This is a genomic window from Lysobacter sp. CA196, from assembly GCF_052078695.1.
In the GTDB taxonomy this organism is placed as follows: domain Bacteria; phylum Pseudomonadota; class Gammaproteobacteria; order Xanthomonadales; family Xanthomonadaceae; genus Lysobacter.
On record NZ_JBQJIN010000004.1, the window covers coordinates 15,730 to 31,472 of the forward strand.

Here is a 15,743-nt window from a genome sequence, read left to right on the forward strand (position 1 = left end):
GAGTCCCCAGTCCCGAGTCCCGAGTCCCGGAATCTCTATGCTCGATAAAGTAGTCATCGCCAATCGCGGCGAAATCGCGCTGCGCATCCTGCGCGCCTGCCACGCGCTGGGCATCCGCACGGTCGCGGTGCATTCCACCGTCGATCGCAATCTCAAGCACGTCGCCATGGCCGACGAGTCGGTCTGCATCGGGCCGGCGCCGTCGTCGGACAGCTACCTCAACATGGCCTCGATCATCGCCGCGGCCGAAGTCACCGACGCCCAGGCGATCCACCCGGGCTACGGCTTTCTCAGCGAGAACGCCGACTTCGCCGAGCGCGTCGAGCAGTCCGGCTTCATCTTCATCGGCCCGCGCGCCGAGACCATCCGCCTGATGGGCGACAAGGTCGAGGCGATCCGCGCGATGAAGGACGCCGGCGTGCCCTGCGTGCCCGGCAGCGGCGGTCCGCTCGGCGACGACAACGCCGCCAACATCAAGATCGCGCGCGAGATCGGCTATCCGATCATCGTCAAGGCCGCCGGCGGCGGCGGCGGTCGCGGCATGCGCGTGGTGCATACCGAGGCCCACCTCAACGCCGCCATCCAGACCACCAAGTCCGAGGCCAAGGCCGCGTTCGGCAACGACATGGTCTACATGGAGAAGTTCCTCGAGAACCCGCGCCATGTCGAGATCCAGGTCCTCGCCGACGGCCAGGGCAGCGCGATCCACCTGGGCGAGCGCGATTGCTCGATGCAGCGCCGCCACCAGAAGGTCGTCGAGGAAGCGCCGGCGCCCGGCATCACCCCGGAACAGCGCGCCGAGATCGGCAAGGTCTGCGTAGAGGCCTGCATCCGCATCGGCTATCGCGGCGCGGGCACGTTCGAGTTCCTGTACGAGAACGGCCGCTTCTACTTCATCGAGATGAACACCCGCATCCAGGTCGAGCACCCGGTCACCGAGCTGGTCACCGGCATCGACCTGGTGCGCGAGCAGTTGATGATCGCGGCCGGCCGCAAGCTGTCGATCAAGCAGAGCGACATCGTCCTGGAAGGCCACGCCATCGAGTGCCGCATCAACGCCGAGGACCCGGAAACCTTCATGCCCTGCCCGGGCCTGATCCAGCACTTCCACGCGCCCGGCGGCCCCGGCGTGCGCGTCGACAGCCACATCTACGAAGGCTATCGCGTGCCGCCGAACTACGACTCGATGATCGGCAAGCTGATCGTGCACGGCCCCGACCGCGACACCGCGATCGCGCGCATGCGCGTGGCGCTCAGCGAGATGGTCGTCGACGGCATCAAGACCAACATCCCGCTGCAGCAGCGGATCTTGTCCGACGCCGGCTTCCAGCAGGGCGGGATGAACATCCACTACCTGGAAAAGCGGCTCAAGGAACAGAAGGAAAAGACGATCTCGATCGTCTGACCCGGCGGCGCCAGCCGCCTGGCCCGCTGCGAACTCCCGCGACAAAAAAACAACGGCCCGCGTCGATGACGCGGGCCGTTTGCTTTCGGGCGGCTCGCCGGAACGGACGCGCCGTAGCGGCGGCGTAAGCCGCGACGCCATCGGTGCTCGCGGCTTACGCCGTCGCTACGGCCGGCGGGCCGTGGCAGGCGCTGCGCCCGGCTTCACCGCAATACCGGCTCGATCCAGGACGTCATCTCCTGCACGTCGGCTTCGGTGAGTTCCGCGGACGAGGAAGCCGGCAGCAGGCTCGGCGCCTTGCCCGAGGTGCCCGACGCCTTCTTGCCCGAACCCGGCACCTGGGTGCCCGGAATCGGCTGCACGCCGCCGCTCGTCGATGGACTGACCACCATCACGTACTCGCTCGAACCGTCCGGCCAGACCACCTTGAAGGTGCTGCCGGGCGGCAGAGTCGAGAAGGGCGCGCCGCTCTGGGCGCGATAGACGGCCGCGATCTGGGCCGCGCTCAGCGAACGCAATTCGGTCTTCGAATCCACCGAGGTCACCGCCACCTGTCCCAGGTCGCTGTAGTCCTCGCCGAATACGTCGATCATCACGCCGGCTGCGCCGACCGAATACGCGCTGAGCAGCAATGCCCAGAAACCGATCTTGGCCGTATTTACGAAGTGCTCGCGTTTCATTGCACCGTCCTCTGTTCGCCGACCAGCGAATCGACCATTTCTTCAACCACATCCGCCCCCTGACGCGGGATCGCCGCGTCGTATACGAAGCTCGCAAAATCCTGTTTGGCGTCTTGCGAGCAAATTCCGCCATTGGCGCAGTAAGACGTCATCAACGAACCCTTGGGAGTGCAATCCTGCCCGAGCTCGCATGCCGCCAACTGCCAAGCCAGTTCCGCGAATTGAGTGCCGGCCACGCGCATGTCGCCCCAGCGCCGGCCGTTGGCGGCGATGCCCATGCCGGGCGACAACGCCGAATACGCTTCCGGGTCCTTCGAGCGCTGCACGCGATCGACCAGGTTGAGCCGGTACTCCTCGGTCTTCTCCAGCGGCTTGCCGGCGGCCAGCAACGAGGCCTCGGCCGGCAGGCTGCCCGATTGGGCGGCCTCGACCCGCTTGAGGAAGATCATCTGGTAACTCAGGTTGTCGCTCGGCGCGAAGCGCGCGCAGCGCGAGCTGACCCGGTTGCGCGCCTCGGTCATCGTCGAGGCGCCGCGCAGTTTCATGCTCTCGATCGTGCGCGTGTCGTTGCCGTAGTCGGCCGGTGCGTTGGCGTAGTTCGAGCAGTAGTCGTAGACCCGGCTCAACAGCCAGATCGCCTCCGGCTCGCCGGCATCGGCGCGCGAACGGATCGACTGGGCGTACGAATACAGGTCCGGCGCCTGCTCGAACTGCACCCGCAGCGGCGACGGCGCGATCGCGCCGCGCGGCGCGGTCTTGGTTTCGACCACCGGCACCGAATCGTCGCGCAGCGCATCGGCCTGGCCGCGCGCGCGCGGCTGCGGCTTGGCCGTGACCCGGACCGGCGCGCCAACCTCCGGCGCGGCCTGGTCGCCGTCGTTGCGGCGGCCGGCATAGACCAAGGCGGCAGCCAGCAAGGCCAGGCCCATGATCGCGATCAGCGAACGTCCGGACACCCGCACACCGGCCGGCGTCCCGCCTGGGCCTGGCTTGTAACCGGAGGGATAGGCATCGGACATCAAGAGCGTTTCTCTGAGCCTCTACGCTGCTTAGTGCGGGACCGCAGGCGCGCAGACGCGGGCCGGGGCCGGCGCTGCAGGGGCGGTACACGGCCCGCCTGCCGTCCCATCAGGGCCGGCTTCGGCAAGACCATGCTTCGTTGAGATGCCGATAGTAAGTCAAGCGCCGCGCCGATGCCCGCGCGACGCTGAACCGTGATGGATCTCCAACTTCGGCGAGACGGCGTCTCAGCCGGCCGGAGCGGCGCCGCCAGAAGGCGCACTGGTAGGGGCGACACTGGCAGGGGCGGCACTGGTAGGAGCCGCGCTGGCAGGAGCCGCGACGGCCTTCGCCGCGCAGGTCACCTCGCTGCCGACGACCGCGGGCCAGTAGGTCTTGCCCTCGTCTTCGCCATGTTCGCCGGCGGTGGTCACGGCAAGGCCGTCGCCGGCCTCGTTGGCGTATTCGAAGCTGCAATAGCCCTGACCGGTGCCGGCGCAATCGACGACCTCGGGATAGCCGGCCTCGATCAGGCCGCCGAGGAAACTCTCGGCGCCGTCCTCGCGGTCCGGCTGCGCGCCGCGCCAGCCCTGGGCGAGCAACTTCGCCCGCGCCTGCGGCAGGCTCAGGCCCTCGATCCGCGGCACCTTCGCCCCGCCACCGCAGTAGGCGTCCAGCTCGGGCAGCGCGACGAGTTCCAGCCCGGCGGCGGTCGCGAGCACGCGTGCACGCGCCACCTGCCACTCGCCGATACGCAGTTCGCTGCCGGCCTTGTCGGCGGCTTCCGTGCGGTGCTCGAACACGCCTTGTACGCCGCTGTCGAAACTTTCTTCGTCGGCCTTGAGGTCGCGCAATTGCGCGACCGCCCGGCCTTCGCGGAAAAACAGCACCCGCGCGGCCGGGAACATGCAGCCGAAGCCGGCCACCTGGGTCGCGCGCGGCGCCACCCCGACCACGCGGTAATCCTTGCCCCAGGCCATGTCGGCGCGGATGGTCCAGCCGGCCGCGACCGCGGCCCGCGCCTCGCTCGACTTGGCTTCCTCGGCGCAGTCGGGGACGCTGCCGTCGTCGGCCTGCGCCGGGGTGGGTGCGACATAGCGGGGCAGCTCGGTCACCGCCTCCAGCCGCAGTTGCTCGACCTGGCCCTTGGCGCTCACTCGGGCGGCATCTACCTGGGTGGTGCCGCCTCGGGCAGCGTCCGCTTGGGTAGCGCCGGCCCGGCTAGCGCCGCCTTGGGTGGTGCCGTCGCCGGCGGCGCAGGCGCCCAGGGCCAACGATCCGAGCAGGATCCAGGCCCGCGAGGCGGTAGGGACGGCGGCGGCGGTATGGGGGATGACCTGCGATTCCATGGCGTCTAGCTCCTGAGAAGAGCCCGCACGCTATCTGATCGCCGCAAAACGGGTCAATAATGACCGCCGTTTTCGCCTCTCGCCGTAACCGATGCCCTTTCTCGAACTGACCCTGCGCTGCAGCGAAGCCGAACAACCGCGCTACGAAGCCGCGCTCGACGACGTCGGCTCGCTGGCGGTGACGATGCTCGACGCCGATGCCGACACCGGCAACGAGCACGCGATCCTCGAGCCCGGCGTCGGCGAAACCCCGTTGTGGCAGTCGATCGTGCTCAGCGCGCTGTTCCCGCACGATGCCGACGCGCTGGTGATCCTGGCCGCGCTGGAGTCGTTCGACCCGGGTCTGGAATGGACCCAGGTGCGTTTTCGCCAGGTCGAGGATCAGGATTGGGAGCGCGCCTGGATGGACCAGTACGAGCCGCTGCAGTTCGGCCGCCGCACCTGGATCGTGCCGTGGAACCACGAATTGCCCGCCGGCGCCGATGCCGCCGATGCCGCGGTGGTGCGCCTCGACCCAGGCCTGGCGTTCGGCTCCGGCACCCACCCGACCACCTCGCTGTGCCTGCAATGGCTCGACGCGCTGGCCGACGAAGGCGCGCTCGCCGGTCGCAGCGTGCTCGACTTCGGTTGCGGCTCCGGCATTCTGGCCCTCGCCGCGCTCAAGCTCGGCGCCGCGCACGCGGTCGGCGTCGACAACGATCCGCAGGCGGTCATCGCCACCCACGACAACGCCGAACGCAACGACGTCGCCGAGCGCATCGAAGTGCGTCTGCCGCAGGACGAACCGGCCGCGACCTATCCGGTGGTGGTCGCCAACATTCTTGCGTCCGCGCTGGTCGCGCTGGCCGATACCCTGGCCGCGCGCGTCGCGCCGGGCGGGCGCATCGCGCTGTCGGGCATCCTCGCCGGACAGGAAGACGATGTGCTCGCGCGCTATGCCGCCGACTTCGAACAGCTGCGCGCCGACCGTCTCGAAGACTGGATGCGCGTCACAGGCGTACGCCGGCGCTGAGCGCGACGGCATGATTGAATACTGAAATGTTCGCTGCCTGCCCCCATTGCGGATACCTCGTCGCGCTGATCGTCGCCAAGGACGGTCCGACCCGGGCCTGCCCGCGTTGCGGCGGCGACTTGGCCGCCGCGGCGGCGATCGAGTCGGCGCCAGGCGAATCGGCACCAGGCAAATCGGAGCCTGGAAAATCGGAGCCTGGAAAATCGGCACCTGGAAAATCGGCGCCCGGCAAACCTGCTTCGGCCAAAGCCGCTTCGGTCAAAACCGCTCCAGCCAAATCTGCTGCGATCGAAGCAGCGTCGAGCGAGCCGATGTCCATCGAAGCGGCCTCCTCCGAAGCCGCGAGCGCGGCGGCCGCGGACGAGATCGATGCGGCCGTCGACGACGCCCCGGCGAGCGATGCCGCAACCCGAGCTGCCACCGGCGACCCTGAAGACGAATACGGCCAGGCCGGCCATCTTGCCGGCCCGGCCGGGGCGACGACGCTGGACGCCACCGACACGAACGACGAAACAGCGGCCATGGCCGCGCCGACCGTCGCGCTGGCGCCGCTCAGCGCCGCCGCCGATGCGGTGGTGCCGAAACGTGCGGTGCGCAAGCGGGCCGGCAAATCCGAAACCGCGGTGGCGCATGCGCGCCTCGCGCCGAGCTTCGTGCGCAGCCGCGCGCGCGCCGCCGCACCGGCCGCGCGCCGGCACTGGGGCGGCCCGGCCGTGGTCGTCGCGCTGGGGCTGTTGCTGGCCCTGCAACTGCTGCTGGCACAACGCGACGAACTCGCCGCCGACGCGCGCTGGCGCCCGCTCGTCGGCGCCTTGTGCGGGGTCCTGCCGTGCACGATCCCGGCGTGGCGCGAACCGGCCGCGCTGACCATGCTCAATCGCAACGTGCTACCGGTCGCAGAGCGCGCGGGCGTGTTGCGGGTATCGGCCAGCTTCCGCAACGATGCGCGCTGGCCGCAGCCCTGGCCGACCCTGCTGCTGAGCCTGGAAGACGTCGATGGCCGCCGCGTCGGCCAACGCGCGTTCTCTCCAGAGGACTATCGCAAGGGGTACAGGGAAGGCGAGCTGATCGCGCCGGGGCAAAGCGCCGCGGTGCAGTTCGACGTGCTCGAACCGGCGCCGCGCGTAGTCGCGTTCACGTTCGATTTCCGTTGAAATATCGCACCGTCGCGTTGTCTACCGCGACTCCCGCGCGCTAGACTCCCCCTCCCGTCGGCGATGCGCACGAGCGTGTCGGGTAAGCCCCGGCGGATGTCACTTGCTACGGGGACGCACTTGAACGCTCTCAACGACCGCAACGAAGCCGCCCGCTCCGGACCTCGCGTTCCGCTGCGCGACCATGTCGCGACTTCGATCCGTCGTTACCTGGGCGACTTGAACGGCAGCGGCACCGAGAACCTCTACGAGATCGCCTTGCGCGAGCTCGAAATCCCGTTGTTCGCCGAAGTCCTGCAACATTGCGACGGCAACCAGAGCCGCGCTGCGGCCATGCTCGGCATTCATCGCGCGACCCTGCGCAAGAAGCTGCGCGAGTACGGGCTGGAGTAACGGCCGTCGCAGCGCAGCGAAAGTTCTGCGCGCGCAAATCCTCTGATGCGAACCCTTTGCAGGAGCGGCGTAAGCCGCGACAGGCGAAAGGGGGCGAATACCACGCGATGGCCGGAGCGCCGACTCTACTTGCTTCCGATTGTCTGGGCTTCGGTTACGGCGCTTGCGTACACCGCTGCGGTTGGTCGCGGCTTACGCCGCTGCTACAAAAGCGACGAATCCTCCGGGGTAGGAGCGGCGCAAGCCGCGACAGGCGAAGGGGGCGGATGCCATACGGTTGCCGGAGCGCCGACTCTACTTGCTTCCGATTGTCTGGGCTTCGGTTACGGCGCTTGCGTACACCGCTGCGGTTGGCCGGGCGTGTGGCCGGACCAGCGCGCATGCGCGCTGAGCGTTCCGGTCACACCCACCAATATCTGATCAGGTGGAAGAAAACCGGGGCCGCGAAGCAGACCGAGTCGAGACGGTCGAGGACGCCGCCGTGGCCTTCGATCATGTGGCCCCAGTCCTTGATGCCGCGGTCGCGCTTGATCGCCGACATCACCAGCCCGCCGTAGAAGCCCATCAGGTTGATGACCAGGGCCAGCGCCGCCGCCTGCCAGGGCGTAAACGGGGTGATCCACCACAACGCAGCGCCGAGCGCGGTCGCCGAGGCGACGCCGCCGACGAAACCCTCGACGGTTTTCGACGGCGACAGTTTCGGTGCGATCAAACGCTTGCCGCACAACTTGCCCCACACGTACTGCAGCACGTCGGAGGACTGCACCACGATCACCAGGAACGCGATCAGCAACAGATTGCGCCCCTCGTAACCGGGAATGCGCAGATTGATCAACGCCGGCACGTGCGAGATGCAGAACACGCAGATCATCAAGCCCCACTGCACTTTCGCCGTGCGCTCCAGATAACGCGTGGTGTCGCCGCCGACCGTGGCCAATATCGGCAACAGCAGGAACGCATAGACCGGAATCAGCAAGGTGTACAGGCCATACCAGTCGGTGTAGACCAACCAGTACTGAAGCGGCAAGGCGAGATAGAACGCGGCCAGCAAGGCGTAGTAATCGCTGCGCCGGGTCGGGGTCAGGGTGATGAACTCGCGCAGAGCGAACAAAGACACCAGCGCGAACAATAAGATCATGCCGACCCGGCCGACCACGAACGCCAGCCCGACCACCAGCGCCATCACCCACCAGGCGCGGATGCGCGCGACCAGGTTGGCGATCACCGCACTGGGCCGCTCGCGCGTGCGCCAGCGCAGGTATTCGGCGATCGCGGTCGCGACCAGTAATACGGCAGCCACTCCGATGAACAACAGCAACGAGTGCGGCAGGCCGCGCAGCATCTCGATCATGAGCGACCTGCCTGGTTGCCGTGATCGTGCGCATGGGCGTGGCCCGACAGCGCCAACAAGGCATTGCGCGCACGCTCGAGGAATTGCGGCTTGTCCTCGTCCGGCCCCAGCCGCAAGGTGTCGCCGAAGGTCGCGGTGCACAGCAGCGGCAAGGGCAGCAACTTGCCCTTCGGCATCACCCGCGCCAGGTTGTCGATCCATACCGGCACGAACTCGAGTTCGGGCCGCCGGTGCGCCAGGTGATACAGCCCGCTCTTGAACGGCAGCAGCGGCTCGTCGCTCTGGTTGCGCGTGCCTTCCGGGAACAGGATCAGCGAGCAGCCCTCGTCGACCGCCTCGCACAAGGTCTCGATCGCATCTTGCTTGCGCTGCGCCGGGTCGCGCTCGATCAGCACGCCATTGAAGACTTCGCGGATCAGATAACGGCGCAGCGCGTCGCGCTGCCAGTAGTCGGCGCCCGCCACCGGCCGCACCTCGCGCCGCAAGGCCGGCGGCAATGCCGACCAGATCATCACGAAATCGCCGTGGCTGACGTGGTTCCCGTAATAGACGCGATGATCCGACGACGGCGCGCAACGCCACAATGCGCGCGCGCCGGTCAGCAGCCGGATCGCGCCGCTGAAGCCGCTGGCCAGCCATTGCGAAATCATCGCGCCTCCAGCTCGCGCACGATCGCGCGCAGGCGCTGGGCGATGGTCCAGGCGGCGCCGACGATCACCGCGGTCAGGGCCGCCAGCAACATCCAGGCGACCACCACGGCATGCCCCAGCGCCAGGCCGATCGCCGCGAGCACGGCGGCGACGGCGGTGGCGATCATGCGGGTGCGCCGCGGCATCGGGCCCTCGTCGTGTTCGCGCAGGCCGCAGGCCATGCCGAGCACGCGCACGTAGGCCGTGCCGACCGCGAGCAGCGAGGCCGCCCAGCCGAGGTCCGAGGCCCACGCCATCCACGGCGTCAGGCCGTAGCCCACGCCCAGGAACACCAGCGCATCGGCGAGCCGGTCCGGCGCGTCGCTGTAGACCTCGCCGGCCTTGCCGACCATGCCGCCGCGGCGCGCCAGCAAGCCGTCGAGCCGGTTGCACAGCAGGCGGCCGACCAGGCAGAGCGCCGCGAACAGCAACAAGACCGCGCCGTAATGCGGCGGATCGCGCAAGGCGAAGAAGAACGACAGCCCGGCCAATGCCGACAAGCCGATGGCGAACAGGGAAATGCCGTTGGGCGTGGCGCCGCGTGCGCGCAGACGCGCCGCGAGCGCCAGGCGCCAGTCCCGCCGCCGCGGCACCGGTCCGCTGGCTGCGGGCGGGGGTTGATCTCGATCAGAGCCGGGCTGGCCGGAACCGGGTCGTGTCGTCATCGCTGTGCTCCGTTCAATCGCCACCTCCACCACAGCCGCCGCAACCGCCACCGCCGCCGCTGTCGCCGCCGCTGCCGCAACCGCTGGAACTGCCGCTCGAATCGCTGGAACTCGACACCGGCGTACGTAGCGTGTGGTAGTCGGCCAGCGGCGTATCGATCAGCGCCATCGTTCCGGCCAGCGCGACGCGCTCGGCCAGATCGTCGGAGCGGCGGGTCTTGATCGTCGCATCCAGGAGCGCCCGGTCGCCGGCGCGGGTGCGGCGCTGCGCGGTGCACAGTTGCACCAACACCATCAACCCGGCCAAGGCGGTCAGCACCACCAGGAACCCGACCGGCCGCCCGCGGGCTTCGCCGATCGATATCTTGGTCACGCCGAGGACGACGACGGCGTACATCGGCAGCGCCGCGACCAGGCGCCCGCGCCAACGCTGCCTCTCGCTGAGCCACCAGCCCTTGCTTCGCATCGGCTCGGCCAGGCGCGCGTAATGCGCCCGCAGCGCCGGCATCGCCTCGGCGAGTTGCTGGGTGCGCTGCACGATCTTCGCCAGGCCCAGCAATTGCGGCGGCAGGCCGGCCGCGCCGGCGCTGGCGCGCAGCCACACCGGCGAACGCGACGAGGCGGCGCTCGCCACCTCGCCGGGATAGTCCAGCCTGATCGCATCGCGGGTGAGCAGCTCCACCACCGCCACATCGGCGGCGCGCTCGGCGCCGCCCGCCAGGAAGCCGAGTTCGATCGAGTCGGCCGGCACTTCCGCGCTCGGGCCGTCGCGGCCGCGCAACGCGCGCTGCACCGCATTACCGGCGCTGTAGGTCCAACCGATCAGGGCGAAATACAGCGCCAGGAACCAGCCGCCGCGCCACTCCAGCGGATCGAGCGTGCCGTTGCCACCGCCACCGAGCAGAAAGATCGCGCCCAACAGCCCGCTCCAGCCCCAGAACCACGGGCCCAGCCCCTTCGGCTCGAACAACCAGGGCGAGTTGACCCGGGTCAGCGGCAACCACACCGATTCGTCCGCGGTCAGGCGCGCCGGTTGCGGTTCGCCGGCCCAGAACCGCGGCGGCGGATCGCCGAAGTAGCGCCGATAGCTGTCGACGGTGTCGAGGTATTGGCGACGATGCCGCTCGTCTTCCGCCAGCCCGCCGAGCGAGGGCGAATGATGCAGCGGCTGCTCGAGCGCCTCGGGACAGAACCTCAACCAATAGTCGCGGGTGTCGGTCATATGGGTATGCCAGACCCGGTCGACGATGTCGCTCGGGGTGACTGCATGGCCGGCGCCGATGGCGAGGAAACAAAAGCGCCGGTACTCCTCGATGGCCTCCTGCGCGGTTTCGCGGGTCGACTGGCAGGCGTGGGCCACGCGTTCGACGAAGGCCTCGGGCTGATCGCCGCCGAAGCGGTAATCGCTCAAGCGCTGCCACAACGCCTGCCGTGGCGGGGTCCAGATATCGTGCTCGTCCAAGGAAACTCCGTTCATGCCCACACTCGCCCATAGGCCCAGACCAGGGCCGCCGCTTGCAACGCCAGGCTCACCGCCTGACCCATCATCAAACCACGCGCACCGCGCCAACGCGCGGGCCAGTCACGGCCGCCGCGACCGGGCTTGAGCAAACCCAGCGCCAGCAGACTCGCGTCGAGCCGTTGCGCGGCGCGCGTACTGTCCTGGTCTTCGGAGGCGGCCTGGAACAGGCGTGCGTCGAAATCCACCCGCAGCGCGTAATAGCACTGCAGCAAGCCGGCGCCGATGCTGAGCGCGAGCGGCAACGCGCCCGGCGTAGCCGTCGTCGCGACCGCCGCAGGCAGCGCCGCCATGAGCAACGCCGCTGCCAGCAACAACCACGACAGCGCGCACAGCTGCCTTCCCTGCGCCAGCAGGGCCGCCATGGCGCGCAGGTCGAACGAAGTCGTGGTCGAGCCCGTCATGCGGCCTGCCCTCGCGGCAGACCCGCATCGGCTGCGTCTACGCTGCCGAGCGCGACCTCCAGCGCACGCCGATGCGCCGCACCCAGCACGATCGCCGGCCGCGCCCTGCGCAGGATCGCGATGGCCTCGTCGACGTTGACGGCACGACCGCTGAGCAGCAACCAGGCGGCGACCGCCGCGGCGCTGCGCGAATAGCCCAGGGCGCAACAGACCAGGACCTCGCCGCGTTGACGCACGCGCTCGATGTCCTGCGCCGCCTCGCGCAGTTGCGCCGGGGTCGGCGCGGCCAGGTCCAGCATCGGCCGCACCGCATCGCCTTCGCGCCACACCGGCAGCGACAGCTCGGCGCTGCAATCGACGAGCGCGGCGAACTCACCGCGCTGGCCCGCGCCCGGCACGCGGCCGAGCCAGACCCCGTCGGCCACCGCCGCCGGTTGCGGCGCACGCCGCGTCCACCAACGCGAATTGATCCAGGCGCCGAGTAAATAAGGCGCATACAGCCAGCGCGCGGCCAGGCTCAGGCGGCCGTCGGCGCGCTTCTGGAAACCGTTGGCACCGAACAGCGCATAGTTCGCGGCGACCATCGCCAGCGACCAGGCCGGCCACAACAGCCACCACGCCGCCCCGCCGAGCGACCACGCCGCGAACGCGAACGCCGCCGCGCCGGCGCAGTAAATCGCCGCCAGTTTGCAACGCTGTGGGTCGCGCGCCAGCGCCGCATCGCGCCAGGGTGCGGCGACGCGCTCCGGCCACAACCACACGCACAGCCAACCGGCGAGCAGGCCGGTCGGCACATCGATGAAATGATGCTGGAAGGTGGTCAGCACCGACACGCCGATCAGGGCGAACCACAGGTGCAGCCACCAGCGCCACATCCCGCCCAGGTGTCGGGCGAAGCGCACCCACAGCACGATCAGCAACACGATGTGCAACGACGGCGCCTGGTTGAAAGGTTTGTCGAAGCCGAGCAGCACGTCGAACAGCCAGCCGAACACGCCGTCGCTGTCGGGGCGCTGGAAGGTGTAGCGCAGAGGCCATAGCAAGAAGCAGCCGACCGCGATGACTTGCGCGGTCAACAGGCGCAGCGCCTGGGTATCGAGTTCGCGGCGGTCGCGGCAGACGAACAGCGAGATGCCGTAGAACAGGTCGATCGACCAATACGGCACGATGGTCCAGGCCCAGAACGGAATCGCCCGCTCCCAGGCGAACACGATATGCGGCACCTCGCCGCGCGCCGCCGCCACCGAATTGGCATAGCCGTAGCTCAGAAAGAACAGCGGCCCCAGCAACAGCAACCACAGCAGCGCCGTTCCCCATGGGCGGCGCCGCACCGGCGCCGCGGTCACGCCTCGACCCGCTGCGCCAGCGATACGCTGAAGATGCCCCAGGCGTCGATGCGCTGGTCGATCTTGCGAAAGCCCGCCGCGGCGACCAGGTCGTCCATCTCCTGCTGACTGCGACGCCGCATCACCCAGGCTTCGCCGCCGCGGTGGCTGGTCAGGGCGCGGGCGATGAATTCGAGCTGCGGATGCCAGGGCTGGCCGGTGTAGACCAGATAGCCGCCCACCGGCACCGCCGCGGCCAGGCCGTCGAGCGAACGTCGCACCTGCTCGTTGTCCGGGAACAGCTCGTACAGCCCCGACACCACCGCCAGGGTCGGGCGCGGGTCCAGGGCCGCCAGCGCATGGCGGTCGAAGGCATCGCCCTGGTCGAAGCGCGCGATCGCGCCGGCGCCGAGCTCATCGATCAGCGCGCGGCCCTTGTCGACGTTGAGCTCGCTGTAGTCGCGCAGACGGATCGAATCGGCGCGTTCGGCGCCGCCCGCCAGGGCTTCGAGCGCATAGCGGCCGTGACCGGCAGCGATATCGACCGCATCGACCGGCAGGCCGGCCGCGCGCAGGCGGCGCATGGCGATGCGCAACAACTCGTGCAGATGGGTGCGGCGCACGCGGATGCCGCGCCAGCCGATCGCTTCGAGATAATTGCGATCGATCATGCGGCCGAGCGGCCCGCTGCCGCGCGCCTCGTTGCGATAGACGTAGTCCAGGCTGCTGCCGGAATCGAAACCGGTGTCGATGCCGAGCTTGATGCCTTCGGAAAACCGGCCGCCGAAGCGCAGTCCGGCACGGACGAAACGCCAGCGCAGGTCGGCCAGCGACCAGCGCTCGGGCGGCCAGGACAGTTTTTCCGATTCCTCGAAACTCGGCCCGTGGCGATGCGCGTCGAGCAGATCGGCGCGCCGCAACGGTTCGGCGAAACGCGCCTGGACGAAGCTGCGAACACGATTGACCGCCGCCGCCCGGCCCTTCTCGCCGAGGGTGTCGTGGTAGAAATCCGCCAGCAGGTGGCGTTCCTTGATGCTGGAGCCCAGGCGTTCGTAGAAACGGTCCTGGGGCCCACGATGCACCACGAAGTCCGCGCCCGACACCAGCAACTGGGTCGGCACCGTGATCGCCTGGGCGTCGGCGACGATGCGGTCGGCGGCTTCGTACAGACCCAGCAGCACGCGCACCGAGATCGGCCGCGCGATCAGTGGGTCGCTGCGGTAGCTGGCGATGCGTTCGGGGTCGTGGCTCAGCCATTGCGGCTGCACATAGCTGTTGACGAAGAAGTTGCCGCGCAGCTTCTGCATCAGCTTCAAGCCCGGCCGTGCCAACGGCACGTACAGCTTGACCTTGAAGGCCGGCGACGCCAGCACCAGCGCGCGCAGGCGCGGTGCGTAGTCGTGGACCCAGGTCGCCGCGACCACCGCGCCGACGCTCTGCGCGACCAGCGCGATCTGTTCGACGGCGATGCCGTGGGCTTCGGCGATGTGGGCGATGAAACGGTCGAGATCGCGCACCAGCGCCTCGAATCCCGGCGCATCGCCGCGCTCGCCCGGCGAGCGGCCGTTGCCGCGCGCATCCCAGGCGAAGAAATCGCAGTCGTTGAGGTTCAAATCGCCGACCAGGTGCGCGACCCGGCCGGAATGTTCGTGGCCGCGGTGCAGCAGCACGACCGCGCGGCGCGGCTGTCCCGCCGGGGCCTCGGTCGCCGGCCAGTGGCGATAGAACAACTGCGTGTCGTCGAAACTCGGGTAATGGCGTTCCTGATGTTCCCTCATGGTTGTTCTCCTTGTCGTTCGCCGACATTGTCTTGCGCGGCTTCATGCCGCAAACCGGCGCGCACCCGGCGCACCACGGTCCACACGCACATCAGACCCATCAACGCGAGCGCGAGTTCCGTAATCGCCGCGCCGACCCAACCGCCGGCAAGCAGGACGCCGAGCAGACCGATGCCGAAGGCACGGTCGCTCTTGCCCATCGGGCCGTCGTAGCGGCGCGGCGCGCCGACCATCAGCCCGAGCACACCGGCGTATTCGGTCAACGCGGCCAGCAGCACGAACACGAATAGCGGCGCCGCCGTCAGGCCCGGCACCGCCAACACAGACAGATACAGCGCGCTGTCGGACACCACATCGCACAGCTCGTTGAGGTAGGCGCCGAGACGCGATTGCTGGCCGAACTCGCGCGCGAGCATGCCGTCGATGGCGTTCATCGCCATGCGCAAGAACATCCACAGCGGCAACAGCGCGAACAGCCACGGGCGTGCGCCGGCGCCCCAGCCGACCGCCGCCGCGACCGCGAGCGAGACCACCGCCGCCGCGACGGTGACCTGGTTCGCGCTGACCCCCAGCGCGTGCAAACGCCGCACCAGCGGCCGCAGCAGCGCCTGGAAGCGCCCCTTCAAAGCGTAGATCGATGCCATTCCCTGTGCGATCCGTACGGCCCGGCCTGGGCCATCGCGCATCAGCTTAGCCGCTGGCCGGGGCGATGACAGTGCCGTGCTGGTGGCGGCGTGGCCGCCGCCGCTGCGTGGTCGTGGGATTTCGGCTGCCAGCGCTGCGTTGCCGGTGGAGTGCGGAAGAGCGAAATCCCCCCTTCCCCCCTTTTCCAAAGGGGAACAGCAACAGCAGGAGCGGAGGCGGGACTGCGCTTGGCACCTGGCGCTGACTAAGTTGGCTAGAGGCGGGAGACTGAGGTTGGAGGTTGGAGAACCGCGACCCCTCCCGCAGTTGCCCCCTTGGTAAAAGGGGGCGGCGCCTGCGCAGCAGGTGCGGGGGATTTGCTTTTGCTCTGAATCC

Annotated in this window: 16 protein-coding genes; 4 read left to right on the forward strand and 12 right to left on the reverse strand. The window is 69.0% G+C overall.

Going from position 1 to position 15,743, the window contains the following annotated elements:
• The first annotated feature begins 37 nt into the window (after positions 1-37).
• Positions 38-1,405, forward strand: a complete 1,368-nt coding sequence (accC, locus tag ACTOWK_RS05225) for an acetyl-CoA carboxylase biotin carboxylase subunit (RefSeq protein WP_441329132.1) — start codon at positions 38-40, stop codon at positions 1,403-1,405.
• A gap of 203 nt (positions 1,406-1,608) precedes the next feature.
• On the opposite strand, the gene ACTOWK_RS05230 is transcribed toward accC, so the two are convergent.
• From ACTOWK_RS05230 to ACTOWK_RS05240, 3 genes are all read right to left on the reverse strand, one after another.
• A complete protein-coding gene (locus ACTOWK_RS05230) occupies positions 1,609-2,085 on the reverse strand; it encodes a hypothetical protein (RefSeq protein WP_441329133.1) in 477 nt (158 codons plus the stop codon).
• The gene (locus tag ACTOWK_RS05235; RefSeq protein WP_441329134.1) at positions 2,082-3,104 is read right to left on the reverse strand and encodes a hypothetical protein; all 1,023 of its coding nucleotides are present in this window, start codon (positions 3,102-3,104) and stop codon (positions 2,082-2,084) included. Before ACTOWK_RS05235 ends, ACTOWK_RS05230 begins: the two co-directional genes overlap by 4 nt.
• 228 nt (positions 3,105-3,332) lie before the next feature.
• The gene (locus ACTOWK_RS05240) at positions 3,333-4,433 is read right to left on the reverse strand and encodes a hypothetical protein (protein ID WP_441329135.1); all 1,101 of its coding nucleotides are present in this window, start codon (positions 4,431-4,433) and stop codon (positions 3,333-3,335) included.
• A gap of 91 nt (positions 4,434-4,524) precedes the next feature.
• On the opposite strand from ACTOWK_RS05240, the gene prmA reads away from it, so the two are divergent.
• On the forward strand, positions 4,525-5,445 hold the full coding sequence (gene prmA / locus ACTOWK_RS05245) for a 50S ribosomal protein L11 methyltransferase (protein ID WP_441329136.1): 921 nt from the start codon (positions 4,525-4,527) through the stop codon (positions 5,443-5,445).
• Here the strand turns inward: prmA and ACTOWK_RS05250 are convergent.
• Positions 5,423-5,764, reverse strand: coding sequence for a pentapeptide repeat-containing protein (locus ACTOWK_RS05250; protein ID WP_441329137.1), 342 nt, complete (start codon positions 5,762-5,764; stop codon positions 5,423-5,425). The genes prmA and ACTOWK_RS05250 overlap by 23 nt on opposite strands.
• On the opposite strand from ACTOWK_RS05250, the gene ACTOWK_RS05255 reads away from it, so the two are divergent.
• Complete coding sequence (locus ACTOWK_RS05255; protein ID WP_441329138.1) at positions 5,757-6,599, forward strand: DUF3426 domain-containing protein; 843 nt, start codon at positions 5,757-5,759, stop codon at positions 6,597-6,599. The genes ACTOWK_RS05250 and ACTOWK_RS05255 overlap by 8 nt on opposite strands.
• A gap of 120 nt (positions 6,600-6,719) precedes the next feature.
• Positions 6,720-6,992: a DNA-binding transcriptional regulator Fis gene (gene fis, locus ACTOWK_RS05260; protein ID WP_031370276.1), complete on the forward strand. Its 273-nt coding sequence runs from the start codon at positions 6,720-6,722 to the stop codon at positions 6,990-6,992.
• Between the two features lie 400 nt (positions 6,993-7,392).
• Here the strand turns inward: fis and ACTOWK_RS05265 are convergent, their stop codons facing one another.
• Genes ACTOWK_RS05265 through ACTOWK_RS05300 form a run of 8 tightly spaced genes read right to left on the reverse strand, consistent with a single transcriptional unit; the run spans position 7,393 to position 15,367 of the window.
• Positions 7,393-8,343, reverse strand: a complete 951-nt coding sequence (locus ACTOWK_RS05265) for a phosphatidate cytidylyltransferase (protein WP_441329139.1) — start codon at positions 8,341-8,343, stop codon at positions 7,393-7,395.
• Positions 8,340-8,993: a lysophospholipid acyltransferase family protein gene (locus ACTOWK_RS05270; protein WP_441329140.1), complete on the reverse strand. Its 654-nt coding sequence runs from the start codon at positions 8,991-8,993 to the stop codon at positions 8,340-8,342. The genes ACTOWK_RS05265 and ACTOWK_RS05270 overlap by 4 nt, the downstream gene beginning before the upstream one ends.
• Positions 8,990-9,697 carry a CDP-alcohol phosphatidyltransferase family protein gene (locus tag ACTOWK_RS05275; RefSeq protein WP_441329141.1) on the reverse strand — a complete coding sequence of 236 codons (708 nt, stop codon included), beginning with the start codon at positions 9,695-9,697 and terminating at the stop codon, positions 8,990-8,992. The genes ACTOWK_RS05270 and ACTOWK_RS05275 overlap by 4 nt, the downstream gene beginning before the upstream one ends.
• A 13-nt stretch (positions 9,698-9,710) precedes the next feature.
• Positions 9,711-11,159 carry a TIGR04222 domain-containing membrane protein gene (locus ACTOWK_RS05280; RefSeq protein ID WP_441329142.1) on the reverse strand — a complete coding sequence of 483 codons (1,449 nt, stop codon included), beginning with the start codon at positions 11,157-11,159 and terminating at the stop codon, positions 9,711-9,713.
• Between the two features lie 11 nt (positions 11,160-11,170).
• A complete protein-coding gene (locus ACTOWK_RS05285; RefSeq protein ID WP_441329143.1) occupies positions 11,171-11,620 on the reverse strand; it encodes a hypothetical protein in 450 nt (149 codons plus the stop codon).
• A complete protein-coding gene (locus ACTOWK_RS05290; RefSeq protein WP_441329144.1) occupies positions 11,617-12,966 on the reverse strand; it encodes a phosphatase PAP2/dual specificity phosphatase family protein in 1,350 nt (449 codons plus the stop codon). The genes ACTOWK_RS05285 and ACTOWK_RS05290 overlap by 4 nt, the downstream gene beginning before the upstream one ends.
• The gene (locus ACTOWK_RS05295; protein ID WP_441329145.1) at positions 12,963-14,723 is read right to left on the reverse strand and encodes a bifunctional alpha/beta hydrolase/class I SAM-dependent methyltransferase; all 1,761 of its coding nucleotides are present in this window, start codon (positions 14,721-14,723) and stop codon (positions 12,963-12,965) included. The genes ACTOWK_RS05290 and ACTOWK_RS05295 overlap by 4 nt, the downstream gene beginning before the upstream one ends.
• Positions 14,720-15,367 carry a CDP-alcohol phosphatidyltransferase family protein gene (locus tag ACTOWK_RS05300; RefSeq protein WP_441329146.1) on the reverse strand — a complete coding sequence of 216 codons (648 nt, stop codon included), beginning with the start codon at positions 15,365-15,367 and terminating at the stop codon, positions 14,720-14,722. The genes ACTOWK_RS05295 and ACTOWK_RS05300 overlap by 4 nt, the downstream gene beginning before the upstream one ends.
• Positions 15,368-15,743: the final 376 nt, after the last annotated feature.